Annotated in this window: 16 protein-coding genes; 6 read left to right on the top strand and 10 right to left on the bottom strand. The window is 38.7% G+C overall.

Translation table 11 applies throughout. The annotated features are described in order from the left end of the window. Nucleotides 1-82 precede the first annotated feature (82 nt). Together CH362_RS13080 and CH362_RS13075 are read left to right on the top strand one after the other, a co-directional pair. Entirely contained in the window at nucleotides 83-535 is a 453-nt protein-coding gene (locus tag CH362_RS13080) for an LIC_20196 family exoprotein (RefSeq protein WP_100710790.1), read from the top strand. Between the two features lie 11 nt (nucleotides 536-546). Continuing rightward, a complete protein-coding gene (locus CH362_RS13075) occupies nucleotides 547-2,955 on the top strand; it encodes a C1 family peptidase (RefSeq protein WP_100710789.1) in 2,409 nt (802 codons plus the stop codon). A 311-nt stretch (nucleotides 2,956-3,266) separates the two neighbouring features. Here the strand turns inward: CH362_RS13075 and CH362_RS13070 are convergent, their stop codons facing one another. From CH362_RS13070 to CH362_RS13045, 6 genes are all read right to left on the bottom strand, one after another. Then, entirely contained in the window at nucleotides 3,267-4,616 is a 1,350-nt protein-coding gene (locus tag CH362_RS13070; protein WP_100710887.1) for an EAL domain-containing protein, read from the bottom strand. 78 nt (nucleotides 4,617-4,694) lie between these two features. Then, nucleotides 4,695-6,125 (bottom strand): UTP--glucose-1-phosphate uridylyltransferase, encoded by a 1,431-nt coding sequence (locus CH362_RS13065; protein ID WP_100710788.1) that lies wholly within the window; start codon nucleotides 6,123-6,125, stop codon nucleotides 4,695-4,697. Continuing rightward, a complete protein-coding gene (locus tag CH362_RS13060; RefSeq protein WP_100710787.1) occupies nucleotides 6,113-6,520 on the bottom strand; it encodes a hypothetical protein in 408 nt (135 codons plus the stop codon). Before CH362_RS13060 ends, CH362_RS13065 begins: the two co-directional genes overlap by 13 nt. A gap of 48 nt (nucleotides 6,521-6,568) precedes the next feature. Continuing rightward, nucleotides 6,569-7,114: a CsgG/HfaB family protein gene (locus tag CH362_RS13055; RefSeq protein WP_100710786.1), complete on the bottom strand. Its 546-nt coding sequence runs from the start codon at nucleotides 7,112-7,114 to the stop codon at nucleotides 6,569-6,571. A 13-nt stretch (nucleotides 7,115-7,127) separates the two neighbouring features. After that, a complete protein-coding gene (locus CH362_RS13050) occupies nucleotides 7,128-9,269 on the bottom strand; it encodes a 7TM diverse intracellular signaling domain-containing protein (protein WP_100710785.1) in 2,142 nt (713 codons plus the stop codon). A gap of 23 nt (nucleotides 9,270-9,292) precedes the next feature. Beyond that, entirely contained in the window at nucleotides 9,293-10,528 is a 1,236-nt protein-coding gene (locus tag CH362_RS13045; protein ID WP_425269064.1) for a TraB/GumN family protein, read from the bottom strand. 172 nt (nucleotides 10,529-10,700) lie between these two features. On the opposite strand from CH362_RS13045, the gene CH362_RS13040 reads away from it, so the two are divergent. The 4 genes from CH362_RS13040 (at nucleotide 10,701) to CH362_RS13025 (ending at nucleotide 13,733) form a co-directional block, all read left to right on the top strand. Next, nucleotides 10,701-11,207: a chemotaxis protein CheD gene (locus tag CH362_RS13040; RefSeq protein WP_100710783.1), complete on the top strand. Its 507-nt coding sequence runs from the start codon at nucleotides 10,701-10,703 to the stop codon at nucleotides 11,205-11,207. Nucleotides 11,208-11,211: 4 nt separating this feature from the next. Then, complete coding sequence (locus CH362_RS13035) at nucleotides 11,212-12,063, top strand: HDOD domain-containing protein (RefSeq protein ID WP_100710782.1); 852 nt, start codon at nucleotides 11,212-11,214, stop codon at nucleotides 12,061-12,063. Further along, nucleotides 12,060-12,599 (top strand): shikimate kinase, encoded by a 540-nt coding sequence (locus CH362_RS13030; RefSeq protein WP_100710781.1) that lies wholly within the window; start codon nucleotides 12,060-12,062, stop codon nucleotides 12,597-12,599. The genes CH362_RS13035 and CH362_RS13030 overlap by 4 nt, the downstream gene beginning before the upstream one ends. Before the next feature lie 240 nt (nucleotides 12,600-12,839). Next, nucleotides 12,840-13,733 carry a tyrosine-type recombinase/integrase gene (locus tag CH362_RS13025; RefSeq protein WP_100710780.1) on the top strand — a complete coding sequence of 298 codons (894 nt, stop codon included), beginning with the start codon at nucleotides 12,840-12,842 and terminating at the stop codon, nucleotides 13,731-13,733. Between the two features lie 4 nt (nucleotides 13,734-13,737). Here the strand turns inward: CH362_RS13025 and CH362_RS13020 are convergent, their stop codons facing one another. Genes CH362_RS13020 through CH362_RS13005 form a run of 4 tightly spaced genes read right to left on the bottom strand, consistent with a single transcriptional unit; the run spans nucleotide 13,738 to nucleotide 17,963 of the window. Continuing rightward, complete coding sequence (locus tag CH362_RS13020; protein ID WP_100710779.1) at nucleotides 13,738-15,150, bottom strand: MFS transporter; 1,413 nt, start codon at nucleotides 15,148-15,150, stop codon at nucleotides 13,738-13,740. A gap of 49 nt (nucleotides 15,151-15,199) precedes the next feature. Next, entirely contained in the window at nucleotides 15,200-16,489 is a 1,290-nt protein-coding gene (locus CH362_RS13015; protein WP_100710778.1) for an alanine racemase, read from the bottom strand. 45 nt (nucleotides 16,490-16,534) lie between these two features. Next, on the bottom strand, nucleotides 16,535-17,155 hold the full coding sequence (locus tag CH362_RS13010; protein ID WP_100710777.1) for a trimeric intracellular cation channel family protein: 621 nt from the start codon (nucleotides 17,153-17,155) through the stop codon (nucleotides 16,535-16,537). 1 nt (nucleotide 17,156) lies between these two features. Continuing rightward, on the bottom strand, nucleotides 17,157-17,963 hold the full coding sequence (locus CH362_RS13005; RefSeq protein WP_100710776.1) for an SDR family oxidoreductase: 807 nt from the start codon (nucleotides 17,961-17,963) through the stop codon (nucleotides 17,157-17,159). Nucleotides 17,964-17,972: the final 9 nt, after the last annotated feature.

The following is a 17,972-nucleotide window of genomic DNA, read 5'->3' as shown; positions in this document are numbered from 1 at the left end:
ACGATAAAATCCTTGAAAAAGGTAACCGATCACCAGTAGAGTAGAAAGCCGCGTTAACAAATTGTTTCCGGAGTTATTCCAAATGCAAAAACGTTTCGTATCGGTCCTATTCGTACTGGTCCTATTATTCATCTCACCAATTTCAGCATTAACACCACCACCCAGTCTGGAATCTCAGGTGAATTCTTCTAACTTTATCGCCTTGGCAAAACTTTCCAATGTGAAAGAAAGTAAGATCTCTTCCAATTCCATTTCTGTCACAGCAAGTGTAGAAATTCTTAAATCTTTAAAAGGTGGAAAGGAACTCCCACAAAAATTTGATATAGCATTTTTGATCTTTCCAGAACTATTCGGGAAATGGTTAAAAGCAGCTCCTCAAGAAGGAGACTATATACTTTTTTTAATTAAGAAAAAAGTAAAGGATAGTAAAGGTGTAGAATCTGAGGTGATCAGCTTGTATGAACCACATCCTTACGCTTTCCGAGAATACAATAAACAACTAGAAGAAAATATTTTATCTCTTACCAAGAACTAAAGGAAAAATAGATGAAACTGAATTTGCGTTTATTATCCGCTTTATTACTCTTACTCTCCGCAACAGGCCTATTCTCTCAGACACCTCCTGGCCTGGGAATGAAACAAGAACCTGCGGAATTATTAGCTTCTTTCAAAGAAGCAAACCCGAATAGGATCTCTCATAGAGGACTTTCTTCCTCTGTGGATCTTTCCCAGTATATGCCTCCTGTGGGTGACCAAGGACAACAGAGTTCTTGTGTGGCTTGGTCCACTGCTTATGCTACCAAGTCTTTCCAAGAATATATGGAGAGAAAAGACAGAGGTTGGAAGTTAAGTGATTCTTCTGGAAGTCCGAATTATTCCAATATTTTTTCGCCGGCATTCATCTATAACCAAATCAATGGTGGAAGAGATAACGGATCTTTAATCTCAGATGCAATGCGCATAGTTGTAGAAAAAGGAGCAGCTCCTTGGTCTTCTATGCCTTATAACGAAAGAGATTATCTGGCACGTCCTCCTCAAGATGCCTTTAATGTGGCTGCTTCTTATAAAGCAAAAGAGTTCTTAAGGATCAGACAAACGGATCCAAACGAACTGAAAAACCAACTCGCTTTAGGAAGACCAGTTGTCGCTGGAATTATAGTTTATGAAAACTTTATGAATTTAAAAGGAAAAGAAATTTATAAAGAGGGCGTTGGTAAGACCTATGGAGGACATGCAATCGCAATCGTAGGTTACGATGATTCCAAGGGTGCGTTTAAATTTATCAACTCATGGTCAACACAGTGGGGAGATAATGGTTATGGTTATATCGATTACAGATGGTTCACTAAGGTTTGCCAATCTGCTTTCGTTCTCGTGGATGATGTGGCGCCTGCAACTACAACCACCACGGACACAACAACCACTACTACACCTTCAACAGATGTAAAACCTGTTCCACCTGAAAAAGTAAAACCAATAGCTCCAAAAGAGATCGCAGCTACACAAGGTTCATTTTCTGATAAAATCATTTTAACTTGGGCATCTATTCCACTTGCGATCGGATATGAGATCCACAGAAAAGGTCCGGGAGATTCTTCTTTTTCTAAGGTGGGACTTTCTCAAACGAATGGATTCACAGACGATGGGATCCAAAAGGATGTCGCTTATTCCTATAAGGTTGCTACTCTAACTGACACTGACTCTTCTGATCTATCTGATGGAGAAGCAATCGGTTACGCAAAAACGGAAGAAGTTAAAGCTCCTCCTAAAGTTGTAGGAGTTAAAGCAAGCCAAGGCCAGTATCCAAATAAGATCGATCTTATTTGGGAATCCATCAGCGGAGTTTCTGATTACTATGTATACAAGTGGAACTCCAACCAGAAAAAATATCTCTCCGTTGGAAGAGTAAAGAACACGAATTACACTGACAATGCCGCTTCTAAGAACGGAGTGACTGAGTTTTATGTAATCGCTGCAATCGGTAATGGTAAAACTGGAGATGCTTCCGATGCAGTCTCAGGATTTACCATGAAGGCAGAGGCTAAACCTTCTAAACCTTTCGGACTTACAGCTACAAAAGGATTATATAATAGTAAAATAGAAGTACAATGGCAGAAGGTTTCAGGCGCTTCTAAATATGTAGTCTACCGTTATGATGTAAGCGGATTATTTGGAGGAGGTGCTTGGTCCAAAATTGGAGAGGAAGCAAAAGAAGCATTCATTGACGAAAAACTCAATGGCCAATATGCATTCTATGCTGTAGCAGCAGTGAACAAGGACGGACAATCCGGACCATTCTCCGATTATGCTTACGGATACATAGATCCAAACAAACATAGAGCTGCAAAACTTCCTACCCCAGCAAATCTGAAGGGGGCTCTTGATACCAAAACAGGAAAAATCTCTTTGAAGTGGGACTCAGTAAAAGGAGCCAACGAATACTATGTATATCGTAAAAAAAGAGGAGCTTCTTCTTGGGATTTCGTTTCCGGAACAAATGAGAAGACTACAAACTTCACTGCAGATGTTCCTGAAAAAGAAATTTTGTATCTATACTCGGTAACTTCGAAAACAGATTTGGGAGGAGAAAGTGATAAGGCCACTCCAGTCTCCGCAGTTCTTTCCCAAGCAAAGCCTGCAAAGGTAATGCGTTCCTTCGGTGGAGATTCTAGTTTAGAAAAATTTAAAGGACCTTGGACTGCTATGTCTTGGGACGGTTCCAAAGGTGTGAACCAAGTTCTTCTCGAGATTGAAAGCCAAGACAATGTGAACTATGTTGTGAAGTTCAATAAGCAGAAAATTTTCGAAGGAAGATACGTGGAGAATAGCCCGATCATCGACAAAGAAGGTAAATTCCGAATTGAGATCGAAAATGCGGGAGATGCTTTACAAGTGACTCTGAAAGATAACGGGATCATCAATCAGAAGGCGACGTTGAACTTTCTGAAAGAATAGCTCCGCAGTGATATGCGTGTAGGAGTTCCTACACGCGAAATCTGTGAAAGATCTACTTGATCTTTTGCGGATTTGTAATACGGGGATTTAGAGGGTAAACGGGTACCACCGGCCAGCCCCCTTCGCAGCGACAATAGGAGCGAGAAGACGACCAACTTGCTTGAGTCGGTGACCGAGAGAATCGAGGTCAAACGAGACCTTTGATCAAATCAACAGCCTCCATTCTATCGAAAGTCTTTTTTGGTACCACCTGCCAGCCCCCACCCAGAACAAGGGTGGGGCAACCCCACTCTCCGTTGGAATACCTACAATTAAAACAGATCTACTTCTTTAGCTAGAACAAAAATATTTCCGACTTCTTTCAATCTCTGCGTTAACTCAGGCGAACTTAACACTTTAGTGACCGCTGTTTCAGGAAGTTTTTGCATTTCTTTAAAACGTTCCTGATAATCTTGGATCCAGATTTTTCTACAGAATAGATTTGCTTGGAAATAGTACACTTGGTGAGTGATTAGGAAGTTTAAGGAATCAATATCTTCCAATGCTTCCGCAGTGATGATAGCTTCCCTGTTATCTGAAAGTCTTCTGCAATAATCTATGAATGCAAGGTTATCCAAGAATTTAGTCAAATCCTGGTCCGCTTTGAATTTAAAACTGATTGGATCCAGTTTAAATTCTTTGATCATCTCTCCTAAATCCAAAACGACTTGGTGACTTTGGCTTTTTACTCCGAAGTCGTCCGCAGCAAAACTGATCCCGAAATTCCAGAACCTTCTGCATACAGATTTGAGAGTCGCCTCTCCTTCCTCATACGGTTTTTCGATCAGCTCCATACGAACATTTTGAGGATTCAGGTTTTGTTTCAGAAGAAGTTCATGAAAGCGGGTGACCTTCTCATCCGTATCGAATGTATCGATTAAAGTTTGAGGAGAGATATTAAATTTCAAAAGTCCAGGAGAACCATTACAAGACATGATCAACTTCTCTAAGATCAGAAGTTCTATTCTGTTAAGATCTTGGTCATGAGGAATATCACGAATAAGGTCCGCGTAGCCTGCGTATGCCTCTCCACCTACGAAAACTTCCCCACCTTTCATGGAGAAAGTATGATCCCTATGATTATAATGAATGATCGGCTGGATGACCGCATCTGCACGTTCGCTAGCAAAGTAATCGTTTACACGATTCAGATAAGTCCAGCTCCAACGAACCAAATTGTCTTTTAGATTTTTTAAAGAAGAAGTTTCCAGCTCTCTGAAGATCTCTTCTACGTAGGAAATAAAATTGCACTGAGTTCTTCCGATACCGAAATCAAAATTGAGAGCTCCGGTTCGAATTGCTTGATCATGGAATCTTCCCATGGCAGCATCAAAATTAGCGAGACTGATAGGCCCTGCATTATCTAAAGGAGCCACACCGATCAGTAGATTCTTTTTATCACCGTAGGCATAATAACGAAATAGTTCGCGATGAGAAGGCTCTATATCTGAGATCCTCTGAGGGATCAATTGTATGAATTCTACTAAAGAAACTGTGGAAATATTTTGAAATCTGAGGAGGAAGATTGGCTTTCCTCGATTTTCATTGATGAATACCGTCTTAAACTGTTCGAGATCCCCCATATCGAAGGATCTTAATTTTAAGTTATAAGCATCGGTCATTTCGTTTGCGACATTAATCGGCATAGGATAGGCTTACAACTCGAAAGCCCGTGGACTGGATTTTAAACGACTGTTGTTTTATGTAAAGCGGAAACGTAAACTATCGTTCGAGATTCGGTCCACACCTAATTCGGACAATTTTCTTTGTCCTGGTCCGGGATTTACTAATATAACATCTCCTTCTATAATTACTTTCTTATCAAACAAAATATCTCCTTCGACTTTCAAGGAGGTGCAGCGCACTAAAGATGGGATGGCTTGTATACGATCAGTAAAATCTCTTACTTTCTTATAATATGTTTCATCTAAGGAGATAACTAATTCTCCAAGACCTGCCTTCTTTCTTTCTTCCGACATAGTTACAGAGAAGTCTGGATTCAAAGAATATGCATCAGATCGTCTGACTAGGTAGTCTTCACATTTTTTTACAGGGGCGAAACGATCTCGTGGAATGATAAGACCTTTTGTATTGGAGAAGTTTTGGATAGCGGATCCCATCGCTGTCTCTAACTGTAGGACTTCCTTCCCTTCTACCTTTTTAGGATTCACTATCAAAGATAGTTTGAAATCCCCTGCGAGTAATTTTTCTTTTAATACATCTAATCGTATCCAAAGATTATTTGTGGAGAATGTTCTAAATTTACCTAAGCCCTCAAACTCATGCATATGATCTGAAGGCACCTGAGCAGTTTCTAATAATTGTAAGTTCTTTTTTTCTCCGCTAACGACTCTTCTAAAAATCGCTCCGCCTTTTTTATCAGCGAGTGTTTTAGGAGTCATCTCCATGCAGAAGTCCAGATTTTCTTTCAGAATATATTCTAATATTCCAGGATGAACAGTTGCACCTAGATTATCTCCATTAGAAACGAATGCTACCTTGTAGCCATTTTCTAAAAGTCGATCTAATAGTCCCGTTTCCAAAAGAGTGAACCAGATATCTCCGTGGCCAGGAGGACACCATTCTTCTGAATTGTTTTTAGAAATTTCCAGAGGTTTTAGTTCCGGAACAACCAGTCTTGGAACCTTATGTTGCAAGAAACTTGTAGGATAATTTTGAGAGAATTTGATCTTTTTAAGCTCTTCTTGGCTCTCTTGCTGGGTGCTAAAACTATCCATCAGAATGAGAGGGACTTCTAAATTATATTTTTGTCGAATATACTCTATTTGTCTACAGACTACTTCTAAGAAGCTCATTCCATCCTTGATCTCTATCAAGGATTTGGGTCCGGAAAGCCCCATGCTGGTTCCAAGGCCTCCGTTCAATTTGATCACCACTAGTTCTTTTAAAAATTTAGGATCACCTGAATATTCGGATTCGATTTTTTCTAAAGAGATCTCGTCTTTGTTCGAGTCCAGATCCCCAACTTCTTCCCATTTAACTATCCCAGTTTCACCGTTACGAACTTCTTGGATCTTGGAAATAAAATCAGAGATGAACTCTTGCGAAAGTCCTTCTCTCAACATTTTTTCTCTGATTAATTTTTCGGATTCAGCAATCAACGGATCCATCTTATAATTCCTTTCGCATCGTACATTTCGTCAAACTCGCCCAATTCAATTGTATATTTTTCATCTTTAGAAGAAGGATCATAAATCAGTTTTAGTTTTACTTCTCTGCCGTTATCGTCCTTTTTTACGGGCTTCTCATTTTGTTCCACATACAAAGGAAGGAACACAGAGTAAGAATAGATATACACATATTTTTTGGAGTTTTTTCTATAGTACAAAACCCCTTTTTCGGCAAGATCTCGTTTTAGGATCTTTGTATAAGGCACAGGAAAGGTCTTATTCCAAGTGGCAAGAAGTACCTTGTCCATCTCAGGGTGTTTAGGCACCTCCGAATACAAATTCGTTACGGAAAAAAGAAAAATACCTAATACCAGGAAACGAAAGATAGCTTTCATAAACTTACAGACAGATTAAGAATCAGTTGGTATTCTTCAAGTAATTACTTATTTAACGGATTCCTTATATTTAGAGTAGGTCTCGTTGTCCGAATCGAATACAATATCCGCAGTAGCGCAGATCACTCCACCCAAGGAAACAATCCTGATATTGAGTAAAAATTCTTGGTCTTGGAAAACAAGTTGTCCTAAGGCCAAATATTCTGCCCCCGAAAGTTTTCCTATAGAAACAATCTGATCGTTCAACACAAGTCCGCTTGCTTGAAAGTCCTGCTCCCCTATGACTCGATTCAACCTATCTCTTTCCAGCAATTGGAATGTTTTAGGATCAAATAATTCTTTTCCAAGTCGGTCAGTAACTAACCTTCCTAATTGGGAGTTGCTCCCGTCTTCGTTAATTATATTCAAGATGGCGAGTCTTGCAGGTAGTTTCCCTCCTTGTGCTTTGAGAGAAGACAAAAATTGATATCTAAGCTCGGAGGCAATCGTTGCCACTCCTGCATTCGGATCTTTTGCTTTTTTTTTGACCTCGCCGGAAGAAGTGCAAGATACGAATAATATTATAACTGAAAATAGGAAGATTCGGATTTTCATTTTCCCGCCTATATTAAAAATATTTAACTAATGTGACTTGATTTCCAGGACTATTAAATTTCACCAGATCGAATGTGGCTAAAGTAAGCGTGAGCCCTCGCCCATGAGTAATACCTTCCGAATTCAATTTTTCCATACTGCTTTTTTGTAATCTAGCATGGTTGAATCCTTTTCCTTCGTCAGTGATCCTGACACCTATCCTATCTCTGGAAAGTGAATATTCTACCTTTACTTTTTTAGATTTATAATAAGGGTCCTTCTGTCTTTCTTGAACGAATCTAAAATAATTTCCCTCGGACATGGCTCTTGTTTTTTCTTCAAAACTGATATTCAAGTTTCCATGTTCGATTGCGTTGATGATCATTTCTCTTAAGCAGTTTCTCATTGCGGTAATCGTGCTTGGATCCACAAATCTGTATAAGTTTGCAGTCATTCTTTGGCTAAGAAGCTCTGCATTCTGTAGGTAATTATTCGCAGAGTAGACTGTCTTCTCATCATCTACATATCTAGACATCAAGTCTTGGTCAGGCTCATAAGCTCTTCCTAAAATTTCTCTTTGTCCCTCATATTCCAAGATCTGAAATTGAACTTGAAGCTCTTTTGGTTCCCTCAAATATTTCTGTAGGAATTCGCCTAAGAATCGAACTGGTTTTCCTTCAGAAGCAAGTTCTTCCAACTTTTCTAATACGTATAATTTTTTGTACGCGTCCTGTAATTCTCCCGCCTTGTAGATCAGCTCCATAAAATTTTTGCCGATCACTTCATGCGGCTTGAATCCTATATGTTTGGAGACAGATCTGTTCGCCGCTAGAATATTCCAGTTTTGGTCCAAGGAGAATAGAAAGTCTTCTTCCACTTCGAATAAACTTCTGTATTTTGCTTCCGACTCTTCTGCGTAGTTTCGGATATTTCCGAGCTCTTCTACCCTTTGTTTTAATTGATCAGATAATCTTTTGATCCTATCTGCTAGTCCCAAGGATAGAAGGCTTACTTCCATCACTGAACCTACTTGTATTCCCCAAAGAGTGAAAAAGTTATTTGGAAGTATCCCGAAAGATTTTAATCCGAATAGAAAACTAAAGAATAAAAAAGATGACCAAGCGAATAGGAAGTATTTTGCCTCTCTTCTTCCTGCTAGCAGACATTGGATCCCGTTAGAGATCAAAAACCCTAGAGTGAAAAACATGAGAACTAGGCTACTCATGATCGCAGTTCTATATTCCCAAATGAACAGAGTGGAGATCATTCCACCAAAACTAAGAGTAAAAAGTAAATAATACAATTTGGAGGTTTTAGGAGTGTATTCAGGAGCATTCAAAAAAGATCTACTGAATGCGCCCGCCGTTAAGATCACTGAAAAAATGGAAAACGGCAGACTGTAATTTGCCCATAGAACGGAACTTCTCCACAAATATTGGAAAGATAGACCGTTCAATGTAAATTGAAAGAGTATATAAGTTAATATATAAATAACGTAATATAGATAACTTTTATCCTTGGTAGAAAATAACAAAAATAGATTATAAACCACCATGATCAGCATGGAGCCGTAATACAATCCAAGTGCAAGTTGTTCTGTAAAAGTATGCTCTATAAATTCGTTTTTGGAAAATGCCAGAAAAGGTAAAAGAATAGAGCTGGAACTTGCGATCCTAAAATAGATCTCTCTTTTAGAACCAGGCTCATCTGAAAAGGGGTAAACAAAATTTCTATGTTCGATTGGACGTGTGCCGAATTCTCTTAGATCTCCCGAATGATTGGTCGCAGAATCGGAAACTCTTCCTGCATATAGATCCACAAAATCTAAAAGAGCATAATCTATTTCTAAGATCCAATCTGCGGTTTTGTTCGTTTGGTTTTCTGTGCGAAGACGAACCCAGATTGCAGATTTAGAATATCCTAAACTGTTTTGGAAGATCTTTTCAGATCCGCCTTGATCGAATATTTTTAATACTTCTTTAAAAGACTTTTTTCCGGTTTCATCTTGATAGACGGAAAGATAAGGAAGAAGAGAAGCACCGTCCATCTTCTCTTCTAAAAAGAAACGGTCTTTTTTTTCATAGACCTGACCTTCTCCCCAAATTGGAAAAGAGAAGAAGATCATCAAAAGAAAACTAGATAAGATTATAGATCGAGTCTTGATTTCCTTTCGCATGGGCTACAAATCGTATGCAAATTTTAGAAAAAAGCGCCTACAAATTTTATGATTTTATCAAAAATCTGTTTGGACACTATAAAAGTCCCGATGCTACTTCCAATCTGTGGGAGCATAAATACTAAGAAGATACGAGTTACTTTGTTCTTCCAATATCCGCTGAAAGTTTCTGTATCTTCTCCCAATTTTTCGAAATCTTCTACCAATGGTTTTCTAAACCAGGATTCTGATAATGCTGCTACCCAGCCCGGCTTGATGATTGGATTAAAATTCCCGATTGGAGCTGCGATAAATGCAAGAATAATAGAAACTGGATGCGCAAGTGCAATGATTGCACCGATTGCAGCAAGTGTTCCTTTAACAAGTATCCATCTAATCAGGAATTCTTGGCCTTCTTCTTTTCCACCGAACCAATAAAGAGCGGTGAAAGCAGAGATAATAATTGCAGGGAATAATAAAGGACGAACTCGATCCCAAAAACCTTTAACAGGTTGGATATCCAAATGATCGATATCCTTATCCTCTACGATATGGTTTATGATACCTTCTAAATGCCCAGCACCAACTACTGCGAAAATTTTCTTACCTACTGCAGCCTGTTGTCTGATCCTTTGTGCGAGATATTCATCTCTTTCATCTATGATCACATTTTTAACTGATTGGTATCTGGAAGGAAGTTGAGAGAATAGATCCTTGAGAACATCATCAGATTTCATCTCTTCTATTTTTTCAGGAGAGATCTCTTCTTTAACGATAAGTGAACTTACCAAGGTAGAGAATAACATCATTCTACTCCAGAAACCTACATTCCACCACGCTCTTTTGAGAGTAGTGGAAATCTCGCGGTCAACTGGAACGATCTTAGCGTGGATCTTATTTCCTTCTTCGATCGCTTTTCTCATCTCGTCACCAGGACGAATGTTTCCGTAACCTAGTTTTTTCTGAAAAGAAGAAAGGATTAGGCTGGAAAGAAGGAGCCACATCTTTCTTTCCTTAAACACTTTGAAAATATCTAATTTTTTCCAATGATCCGGATCCTGAACGGATCTCATTCTGGAAGCACAAAGTTCCACACAGACCGTGTCCGGTTTTTCTTCTTGGATAATCCTTTCAACTTCATCTATACTTTTTTGGCTGATATGAGCCGTTCCCAAAATAATGATCTGGGAACCATTTAATTCCAAGGTGCGGATCGGTTCTGAGGAGGCGATTGTTTGCAAGAGATACAAATTCCTTTCTTTACATACAGTTTCCTTTATGCTGGATGATATGAAACTCTATTTTTCCAAAAAGAGTAGGAATTCCTACGAGATTTTTAGAAGGTTAAATCGTCACATAATTCGATTCCGGTCCGGTGAAATTTCCGGTAAAAAAGATTTGAAGGAACTTGGATGATCCTAAAATACTACCCGGTTATTACTGACAGAAAGTATGCTCAATAAAGACGTAAAAACTATAAACGTCGGGATAGCGGATATCCAAGGAGGCCAGTCCCCTTCAATGATCCGCACCACATTAGGTTCCTGTATCGGAGTCGTTTTCTATTCTCCGGAAAAGAAGGTAGGAGCCATGGCCCATATCATGCTCGCCAAAGATCCTTCTGGAAAAGATTCCTCCAAAAATCCCCATAAATACGCAGAGACCGCTCTTCCAGAATTGGTAAAGAGAATGACTGAGTTAGGCTGCGGTAAGGGAGAATATTACGCTCGTCTATTCGGAGGAGCGTCCATGTTCAAAGGAATGAACTCAAGTTTCCTACAGAACATTGGCGACTTGAACGTAAGTGTCGCAAAAGAATTTTTAGATAAAGAAAAAATAACGTTACTAGTGGAAGACGTCGGTGGCCATGAAGGCAGAACGATCAGTCTCTATTTGGATGATGGCAGGATCCTTCTAAAGAAGGGCGGATTCGAAAAGTACCTTTATAAGGTCAGGTAACGGAATGAAAGAAAAGATAGATCAACTTTTTGAAAACGAAGCCCAGCTTCCTAAGATCTCCTCCGTAGTAAGTAAAGTAATGGAGATGGTAGGAAAGCCAGATGTAGTCATCGCAGACCTAGCCAAGGAAATTTCCAAAGATCCTGGACTTACTGCTGCAGTGATCAAACTTTCCAACTCCGCATATTTTCGCCCTGCTAAACCCGTAAAAACTGTACAAGAATCCTTGATGACTCTTGGAATTAAAACGGTACAAGAAATCATTCTATTAAATGAAACCAAAGGTATTCTTAAGAAAGAACTGAAAGGTTATCAGGTAGATGGGGAATCCAACTGGATCCATTCTTTGATCGTAGCTGAACTTGCCAAAAGGATCGCAGTCCAGAAAAAACTAAAAGTGGATAAGGACGTAGTATTTACTGCGGGACTTCTTCATAATATTGGAAAAGTGATCCTGGCTGAGTTCTTTCCTACAGTTCTTATGCAATTCAGAACTGAACTACAAACTTACCAAGGACCTTATACCGACTTGGAAGCTAAGTTTTTTGGATACACTCACCAGGAGACAGGCGCAAAACTTTTGGAAAAATGGAATTTCCCTGAGGAATTGATAGAAGTAGCCAGATATTATACTGAACCTGAAAAAGCTACTCAGTTCCCTGAGTTAGTTTCTATCGTACATATCGCAAATTGTATCGTGATCCTAGGTGGAATGGGAATTGACATAGGCGGTTTGAAATTTCCACTCTCTTCTAAAGCCTTACAAAACGTAGGTGTGACAGAGGGAGATCTGCAAATGTACTACACTCTTTTACCGGAGATGGCTAAACATATCGAAGAGTTGATCTCGGTTTGAAAAACATTGCCCTGATCGGCCCTAGAGGTGTCGGAAAATCTAAAATCTCCCGCAAACTTTCCAAACTCACAGGCAAACCTGTAATCTCTACTGACATGATAGCTGTCTACCTGACAGGCGGAGTGTCCATCCCGGACTTCGTAAAATCGCATTCAGGAAATTGGAAACCTTTCCGCGACCTAGAATTCCAAATCCTAAAACAAATTTCAGGCTCTCAAAATCTGATCTTAGATTGTGGTGGTGGGATATTATTCGACCAAGACGATTCAAGTAAGGAGATTGTAAGTGAGAGAAAGATCAATATACTGAAAGAAACTGCATTTGTGATCTCTTTATCCAGAAAATCTGAATACTTAGTAGAGAAAATCCAGAATGATCCTACCCGCCCTCCTTTAAGTAGCGTCCTATCTTACAAAACAATTTTAGAATCCAGACTACCTCAGTACAGAGCACATTCGGATATCCAGATTGCCTTAGATGACCGCAGTACTGAAGAAGTTTGCGAGGAAATCCTACGCAGATCCGGCTGGGTCTAATACAAATCGGGCGTTCTGCCCTTTCCTTAAACGCCCAAATTTTTAAGATATTATGAAAATCATAAATATCTTTACGATATTCTAATGGAATTAGAACCTTCGTTATAACCGGATGAGAAAAATATCATTCTAAATAGTTTCAAACCCGATGTTGGAACTCCAACAAATCGCGACACGGACTTTTAGAACATCCGGATACACAAAAAATAAAAATGATACAGTTAGTACTAGAGGTCCGAGATGATAGATACGGAGGTCCCGAAGAAGAATAAGTCTTCCTTCGAGAAACTAGTAAAGGTAATTCGGCAAAGAAATTATAAAAAGGCGACCGAATACACTTACCTAAGATATAATTTGGACTTTCTTTTGTTCGCGGACAAACCCGCGGAAAAAGTAGTTACAAAGGATATCGAAAAGTACATAGAATATTTAAGGAAGAAGAAGGTTTCTTCTTCCACGATCCAGATAAACATAAGTTCTTTAAAAATGTTTTTTGAAGAAGTTCTGGATATGAATGTATTCGAAGACTTCAGAAGACCTGCCAGGGAATATAAAACCCCTAAGGTTCTGAACCAGAAAGAGATTTCACTCCTTTTGGAGACAGCATCCGAGTCTCCTAGGTCCCATCTTCTTTGCGCGTTAGCCTATTATGCAGGTTTACGAGTGGGAGAGATCATTCGTTTGAAGTGGGGACAATTTGATCTTTCTAAAAAGACGATCAAAGTAGACTCTCCTATCCCTACTCAAAACAGAACCGTTTTGATGGACGGAGAATTACAAAAGATCTTGAAGAAGTTCGAAAAGGAAGTAGGAACTGAGAAAAGCTCTTATTTGTTTCCGGGCAAATACCAAGGTACTCATTTAACTTCCAGGAACGTAGAACGTTTAGTTGGGGATCTGGCAAAGTATGCAGGGATCAAGGCCCAAGTGACTTTATTTACTCTCAGACATAGTAGAGCAATCCACCAATTGGCTGAAGGAAAAAGTTTAGAAGATATCAGAGAGTTTTTAGGGCACAAAAGTCTTGCGACCACGGAAAGTTATCTTCCGATCCGCAAGAATCTAAGGCCTCAAGTCAGACAAAAACATATCCAAGACGCTTTAAAAGAAATTAAGAAGAAGTATAAATACTAAAAACTTATCCGGCGGAAGCGCCGGAACTTCTTCTTTTTTGAATATTCTTTTTTCTTGATAGAAGTTCCTGTATTTTTGCATGAACTTCTGAAGTCAGCTCCATTCTAGTAAACACCAAAGAAGCTATAACAAATAAACTTCCTACAATGGGTCCAAATATTAAAGTTATTCTCCAACCAAGCTCTGGATTTTGAGTTTCCGCTCCTGCTTGGTATCCGATTGCTTCTAATAAAAATCCTAAAAATGCAAACCCGAGCGCTCTGATTATCTTTGTTGCCATCTTCCAGAATCCGAAATAAGCACCTTCTCTTTTCTCTCCAGTCAAAAGTTCATCATAATCCACCACATCTGCCACCAATGAATCGAAAAGAAGAATGGACCCTGCAAATATTCCGCCAAGAAATGCTGCAATCAAAGGAGCCTCATAAGATCCTTGGGGTAAGATAGGATATAAGATGATTGTCAGAACTCCGAGTAAAAAACTCCCCCAAAACGCAGGACGCTTTTTGCCGAATCTTTTTGCCAAGTACACCCAAAGTGGAATTGAAATAGTAAGAAAGAATACGAAAGGAAGAAGTATACGTATCACAACTTGAGAGTCTTCAAGAAGTAATCTTTCCTTATAATACAAAAGTCCCAAGGAAGAATTTAAAGTCCTAGCAGCAGTCGCTACTATGAACGCCAAAAGAAGCGGAAGAAAATAACGATTTTTTAATATAAAACGAGCGGATTGTAAAAAGGATAAAACATTCTCTCCGAAAGAATTCGGTTTTGTCTCGGATCCTTGATACGGAAAATCTCTACCCTTCGTAAAAGTATAAGAAAAATAAGATACAAAACAGAGCAAGACCCAAATACTCCCAGAAGAAAAGCTTCTGGAACTAAATCCATCTTTTCCTGCAGAAACCCAAATTGCAGGAAGTAATAACCCTGATAAAAGACCTATATTCGCAAAAAATAATCTCCAACCAAAGATCTTATTTCTTTCTACGGATGTATGACCGATCTCTCCTCCTAAACTAATATGAGGGACTGCGATCATTGTCATAAATGTATTCGTTAGAAAGTAAGTGATTACCAGATATAAAAACTTAAGACTTTGGGTTTCTAACTCTGGGGGAGTAAAAAGAAAATAAGCCCCTAACCCGAGTAATAATCCACCAATTAAAATATAAGGTCTTCTTCTTCCATTTGCGAAACTAGTTCGATCCGAAATGTATCCCATAATTGGATCACTGATCGCATCCCATAAAATCGCGATCAGCATAGCCAAACCAAAGAGAGAAGGTTTTAATCCAACTGTAGAAACATAAAAATCTAGAAGATAGATCTGGGCCATAGTTTCTACAGCAGTGATCCCCACTTCTGCGGAAGCATAACCAACCATGGTTTTATTCGAGAGAGTTTGTTCTTTCATTAAATAAGGAGTTTTTCCAAGCACTATTTTAGGAATTAGACGTTCTATCTTAATTGATAAAAGTTTTCCAAGTCCCTATCAATTTGCCAAAACGAACCAGATGGATATCTCCCATCTCCGCCATTACCTTTTCACTTTGAGTAGGCCTAAAAAATACATAATCATCAGGTTCCAATGCAGTTGCTTTGGATCCGTTTAGAATACTTTGGTTGGTACTTGTTCCAAATAGAGAATTGTCTTCAAGACCTTTAGGAGATTCTTTTTTGGCAGAGAATGCTCCTCCATAAATGAAATAAGTTACCTCTTGGTTCGGATTCCAAAGTGGAAATAGGAATGATAAGGATTCTAAAAATGGGATCTTTGTCCCTTCTATTTTTTTCAAAACCGGAGTTGCTATAAATACTGCTGGACTATGCTCTTCTAAACTTTCTACATCAAAATCAGTAGGTTTTACCAAAGCAGAACCCAAAGACACATCATTAACTACTCCAGGATTTTTTTGATAGAAGCTGTAAGTTTTACTTCCTCCCCCATTGAATACTAGTTCTTTCTGGAATAAATTCGGGAACTTCTCCTTTCCCAGTTTTACAAAATTAGAATATTTATCTAATGAGTTTTGCAGTGATTTTTCCATAGCGGAGATCTTATCCCCAAAAATCACAGGAACAGAAGCAACATGTGGTTCGTATCCCATATACCCAGAAAGTTCTATGTTTTTAGGATTCGTGTGTAGAAGTTCCAACGCAGAAAGAGAATCTTCTGGTTTCGAAAATCCTCCTCTATGCAATCCTATATCTATCTCTAAACTTAATTTTAATTTTACATCCTTCTCCTTTGCAAAATCTAAGTATTGCTCTACACGATTAGAAGTATCCAACAACCATTGTACATTTTGAAAATTCTCTTTTTTGGTTTTAGAATATATATTTTCCAAAGCAGAGATCGGCATCGGTTTTCCCAAAAGAATATCAAACTTTTGGAATTCTGGATCATTCAATAACATGATGATGTCTCCAGAATGAAATACCATCAGTCTTTTGGAACCTGTTGCGGCTACGATATACTTAAGCAAATCTAAAGAAGGAAGGGATTTTACTACTACTCTGTATGATAAAGGCGGTTTAATTTTTTCTTTTAGAAGTTTTAGATTGGAGTCCAAACGATCCATATCGAGAAGTACAATCGGTTTTCCTGGACCATTTTGTTTGAGTTCTGAATTCAGATCTTTAAAATAAGAATTGTAAGAACTGCCGTTATCTTTCGGTTTTATAAAAACAATCAGTAAAAGTGCAACTGCAAAAATCCAAAGTAATCCATGATCAGACCCTTTTCTATACATCTAGATTCTCCTTCGAAAAACCAGATTGGATTTTAAAAAGAACTATTATTCAGGCAAACGGAATTTAGGAAGAGATAGATTAAATCGAACTGCGATCATTCGGACTAAAATAACAAGTAAAGCGGAGACAGCGGTATTTAAACTTCCGTTCACTTCGAATTTATCTAATACAATGTATAAGATTGCCCCTGCCAAACATGCAGTTGCATAAATTTCTCTTCGGAAGATCATTGGAACTTCGTTGATTAAAGTATCTCGGATAACACCTCCAAAAACTGCAGATACCATCCCTAAGATCGCTGCCGCAAATGGATTTACTCCGCTGAGTAATGAGATCCTAGTTCCGATCACTGTATAGATCCCAATTCCAACTGTGTCGAAAAAGAAAATCCCAGTTTTCATTCGGATCAAAAATCGAGGGAAGACGAATGTGATAGCGAAACCTGCAAATATCGCCCAAAGAACATTTGAATCGGAAACCCAAGAGACAGGATAATTTCCGAGTGTAATATCTCTTAAAGTTCCACCACCAATCGCAGTGATAAATCCTGTAAAAAATACGCTGAATGCATCAGCATGATACGTCTTTTTTTCAGCAGCGGCCAGGGCTCCTGACACTGCAAACACAGTGACCCCAGCCAAATTGAAAAAATAAGAAAGATCCACCTTAATTCTTTTTGTAGACTGTTTGTTTCTTCTTTCCTTTATTCATAAGAGAAGGACTGAGTAACGCATTCAATCCAGGAAGGAAACTTCCCACCTTAGCTAAAAATCCTCTGGAACCAGGGATCAGAACTTCCATAGGTTTGTTTGGGATCACTTTATTAAAGATAATATCAGTTACTTCTTCCGTTTTGAGATATCTATTTCCAGAGAATGTCATGGAAGCTTCTTCATAATCTTTTTGAAGATCAAGCATCGGTGTTTGGATTGCATCTGGGCACACAACACTTACGAATACTTTTTTAGGTCTTAACTCTTGTGCTACTGCCAAGGAAAATCCTCTAACAGCAAATTTAGAAGTAGAATAAAGAGAAATCCCAGGAATAGGAGCGACGCCCGCCAAAGATGCAATATTTATAATATGCCCTCCACCCTGTGCGATCATTCTGATAGAAGCTTCTCTAGTTCCGTACATTAAACCTTTAGCGTTAATATCTATATGTTTATCAATATCTTTAGGGCTTACATTTTCGATATATCCAGGAAGAAGATAACCTGCCACATTCATTAGAATATCCAGTTTGCCCCATTTTTTATAAGCGAGATCCATAACCTTCTTCCAATCGGAAGGAGAAGTGACATCTAATTTTGAAGTTAAAACTCTGTTCTTATCAAACTTTTGTTTAGTAATATAATCTTTCAGAGCCTTTTCATTCAAATTCGTGAGAAGAATATTATGACCTAAAGCGTACGCTTTCTCCGCCAGATTTTTTCCTAAACCGCCGCTTGCACCAGTGATGAGTATATTCATGTATATTTC

It is taken from the genome of Leptospira saintgironsiae (genome assembly GCF_002811765.1).
GTDB classification, from domain to species: domain Bacteria; phylum Spirochaetota; class Leptospiria; order Leptospirales; family Leptospiraceae; genus Leptospira_B; species Leptospira_B saintgironsiae.
The sequence above is the reverse complement of the archived record's forward strand: the minus strand, read 5'-3'. Positions and strand labels throughout refer to the sequence as shown.

What these genes read in the sequence shown, in the direction of transcription:
- CH362_RS13080 (WP_100710790.1), top strand. Translation starts at nt 83, where the DNA reads ATGCAAAAACGTTTCGTATCGGTCCTATTCGTACTGGTCCTATTATTC.
- CH362_RS13025 (WP_100710780.1), top strand. Translation starts at nt 12,840, where the DNA reads ATGATAGATACGGAGGTCCCGAAGAAGAATAAGTCTTCCTTCGAGAAA.
- CH362_RS13065 (WP_100710788.1), bottom strand. Translation starts at nt 6,125, where the DNA reads ATGGATCCGTTGATTGCTGAATCCGAAAAATTAATCAGAGAAAAAATG.
- CH362_RS13015 (WP_100710778.1), bottom strand. Translation starts at nt 16,489, where the DNA reads ATGTATAGAAAAGGGTCTGATCATGGATTACTTTGGATTTTTGCAGTT.
- CH362_RS13050 (WP_100710785.1), bottom strand. Translation starts at nt 9,269, where the DNA reads ATGCGAAAGGAAATCAAGACTCGATCTATAATCTTATCTAGTTTTCTT.
- CH362_RS13040 (WP_100710783.1), top strand. Translation starts at nt 10,701, where the DNA reads ATGCTCAATAAAGACGTAAAAACTATAAACGTCGGGATAGCGGATATC.
- CH362_RS13020 (WP_100710779.1), bottom strand. Translation starts at nt 15,150, where the DNA reads ATGAAAGAACAAACTCTCTCGAATAAAACCATGGTTGGTTATGCTTCC.
- CH362_RS13055 (WP_100710786.1), bottom strand. Translation starts at nt 7,114, where the DNA reads ATGAAAATCCGAATCTTCCTATTTTCAGTTATAATATTATTCGTATCT.
- CH362_RS13035 (WP_100710782.1), top strand. Translation starts at nt 11,212, where the DNA reads ATGAAAGAAAAGATAGATCAACTTTTTGAAAACGAAGCCCAGCTTCCT.
- CH362_RS13005 (WP_100710776.1), bottom strand. Translation starts at nt 17,963, where the DNA reads ATGAATATACTCATCACTGGTGCAAGCGGCGGTTTAGGAAAAAATCTG.
- CH362_RS13075 (WP_100710789.1), top strand. Translation starts at nt 547, where the DNA reads ATGAAACTGAATTTGCGTTTATTATCCGCTTTATTACTCTTACTCTCC.
- CH362_RS13070 (WP_100710887.1), bottom strand. Translation starts at nt 4,616, where the DNA reads ATGACCGATGCTTATAACTTAAAATTAAGATCCTTCGATATGGGGGAT.
- CH362_RS13060 (WP_100710787.1), bottom strand. Translation starts at nt 6,520, where the DNA reads ATGAAAGCTATCTTTCGTTTCCTGGTATTAGGTATTTTTCTTTTTTCC.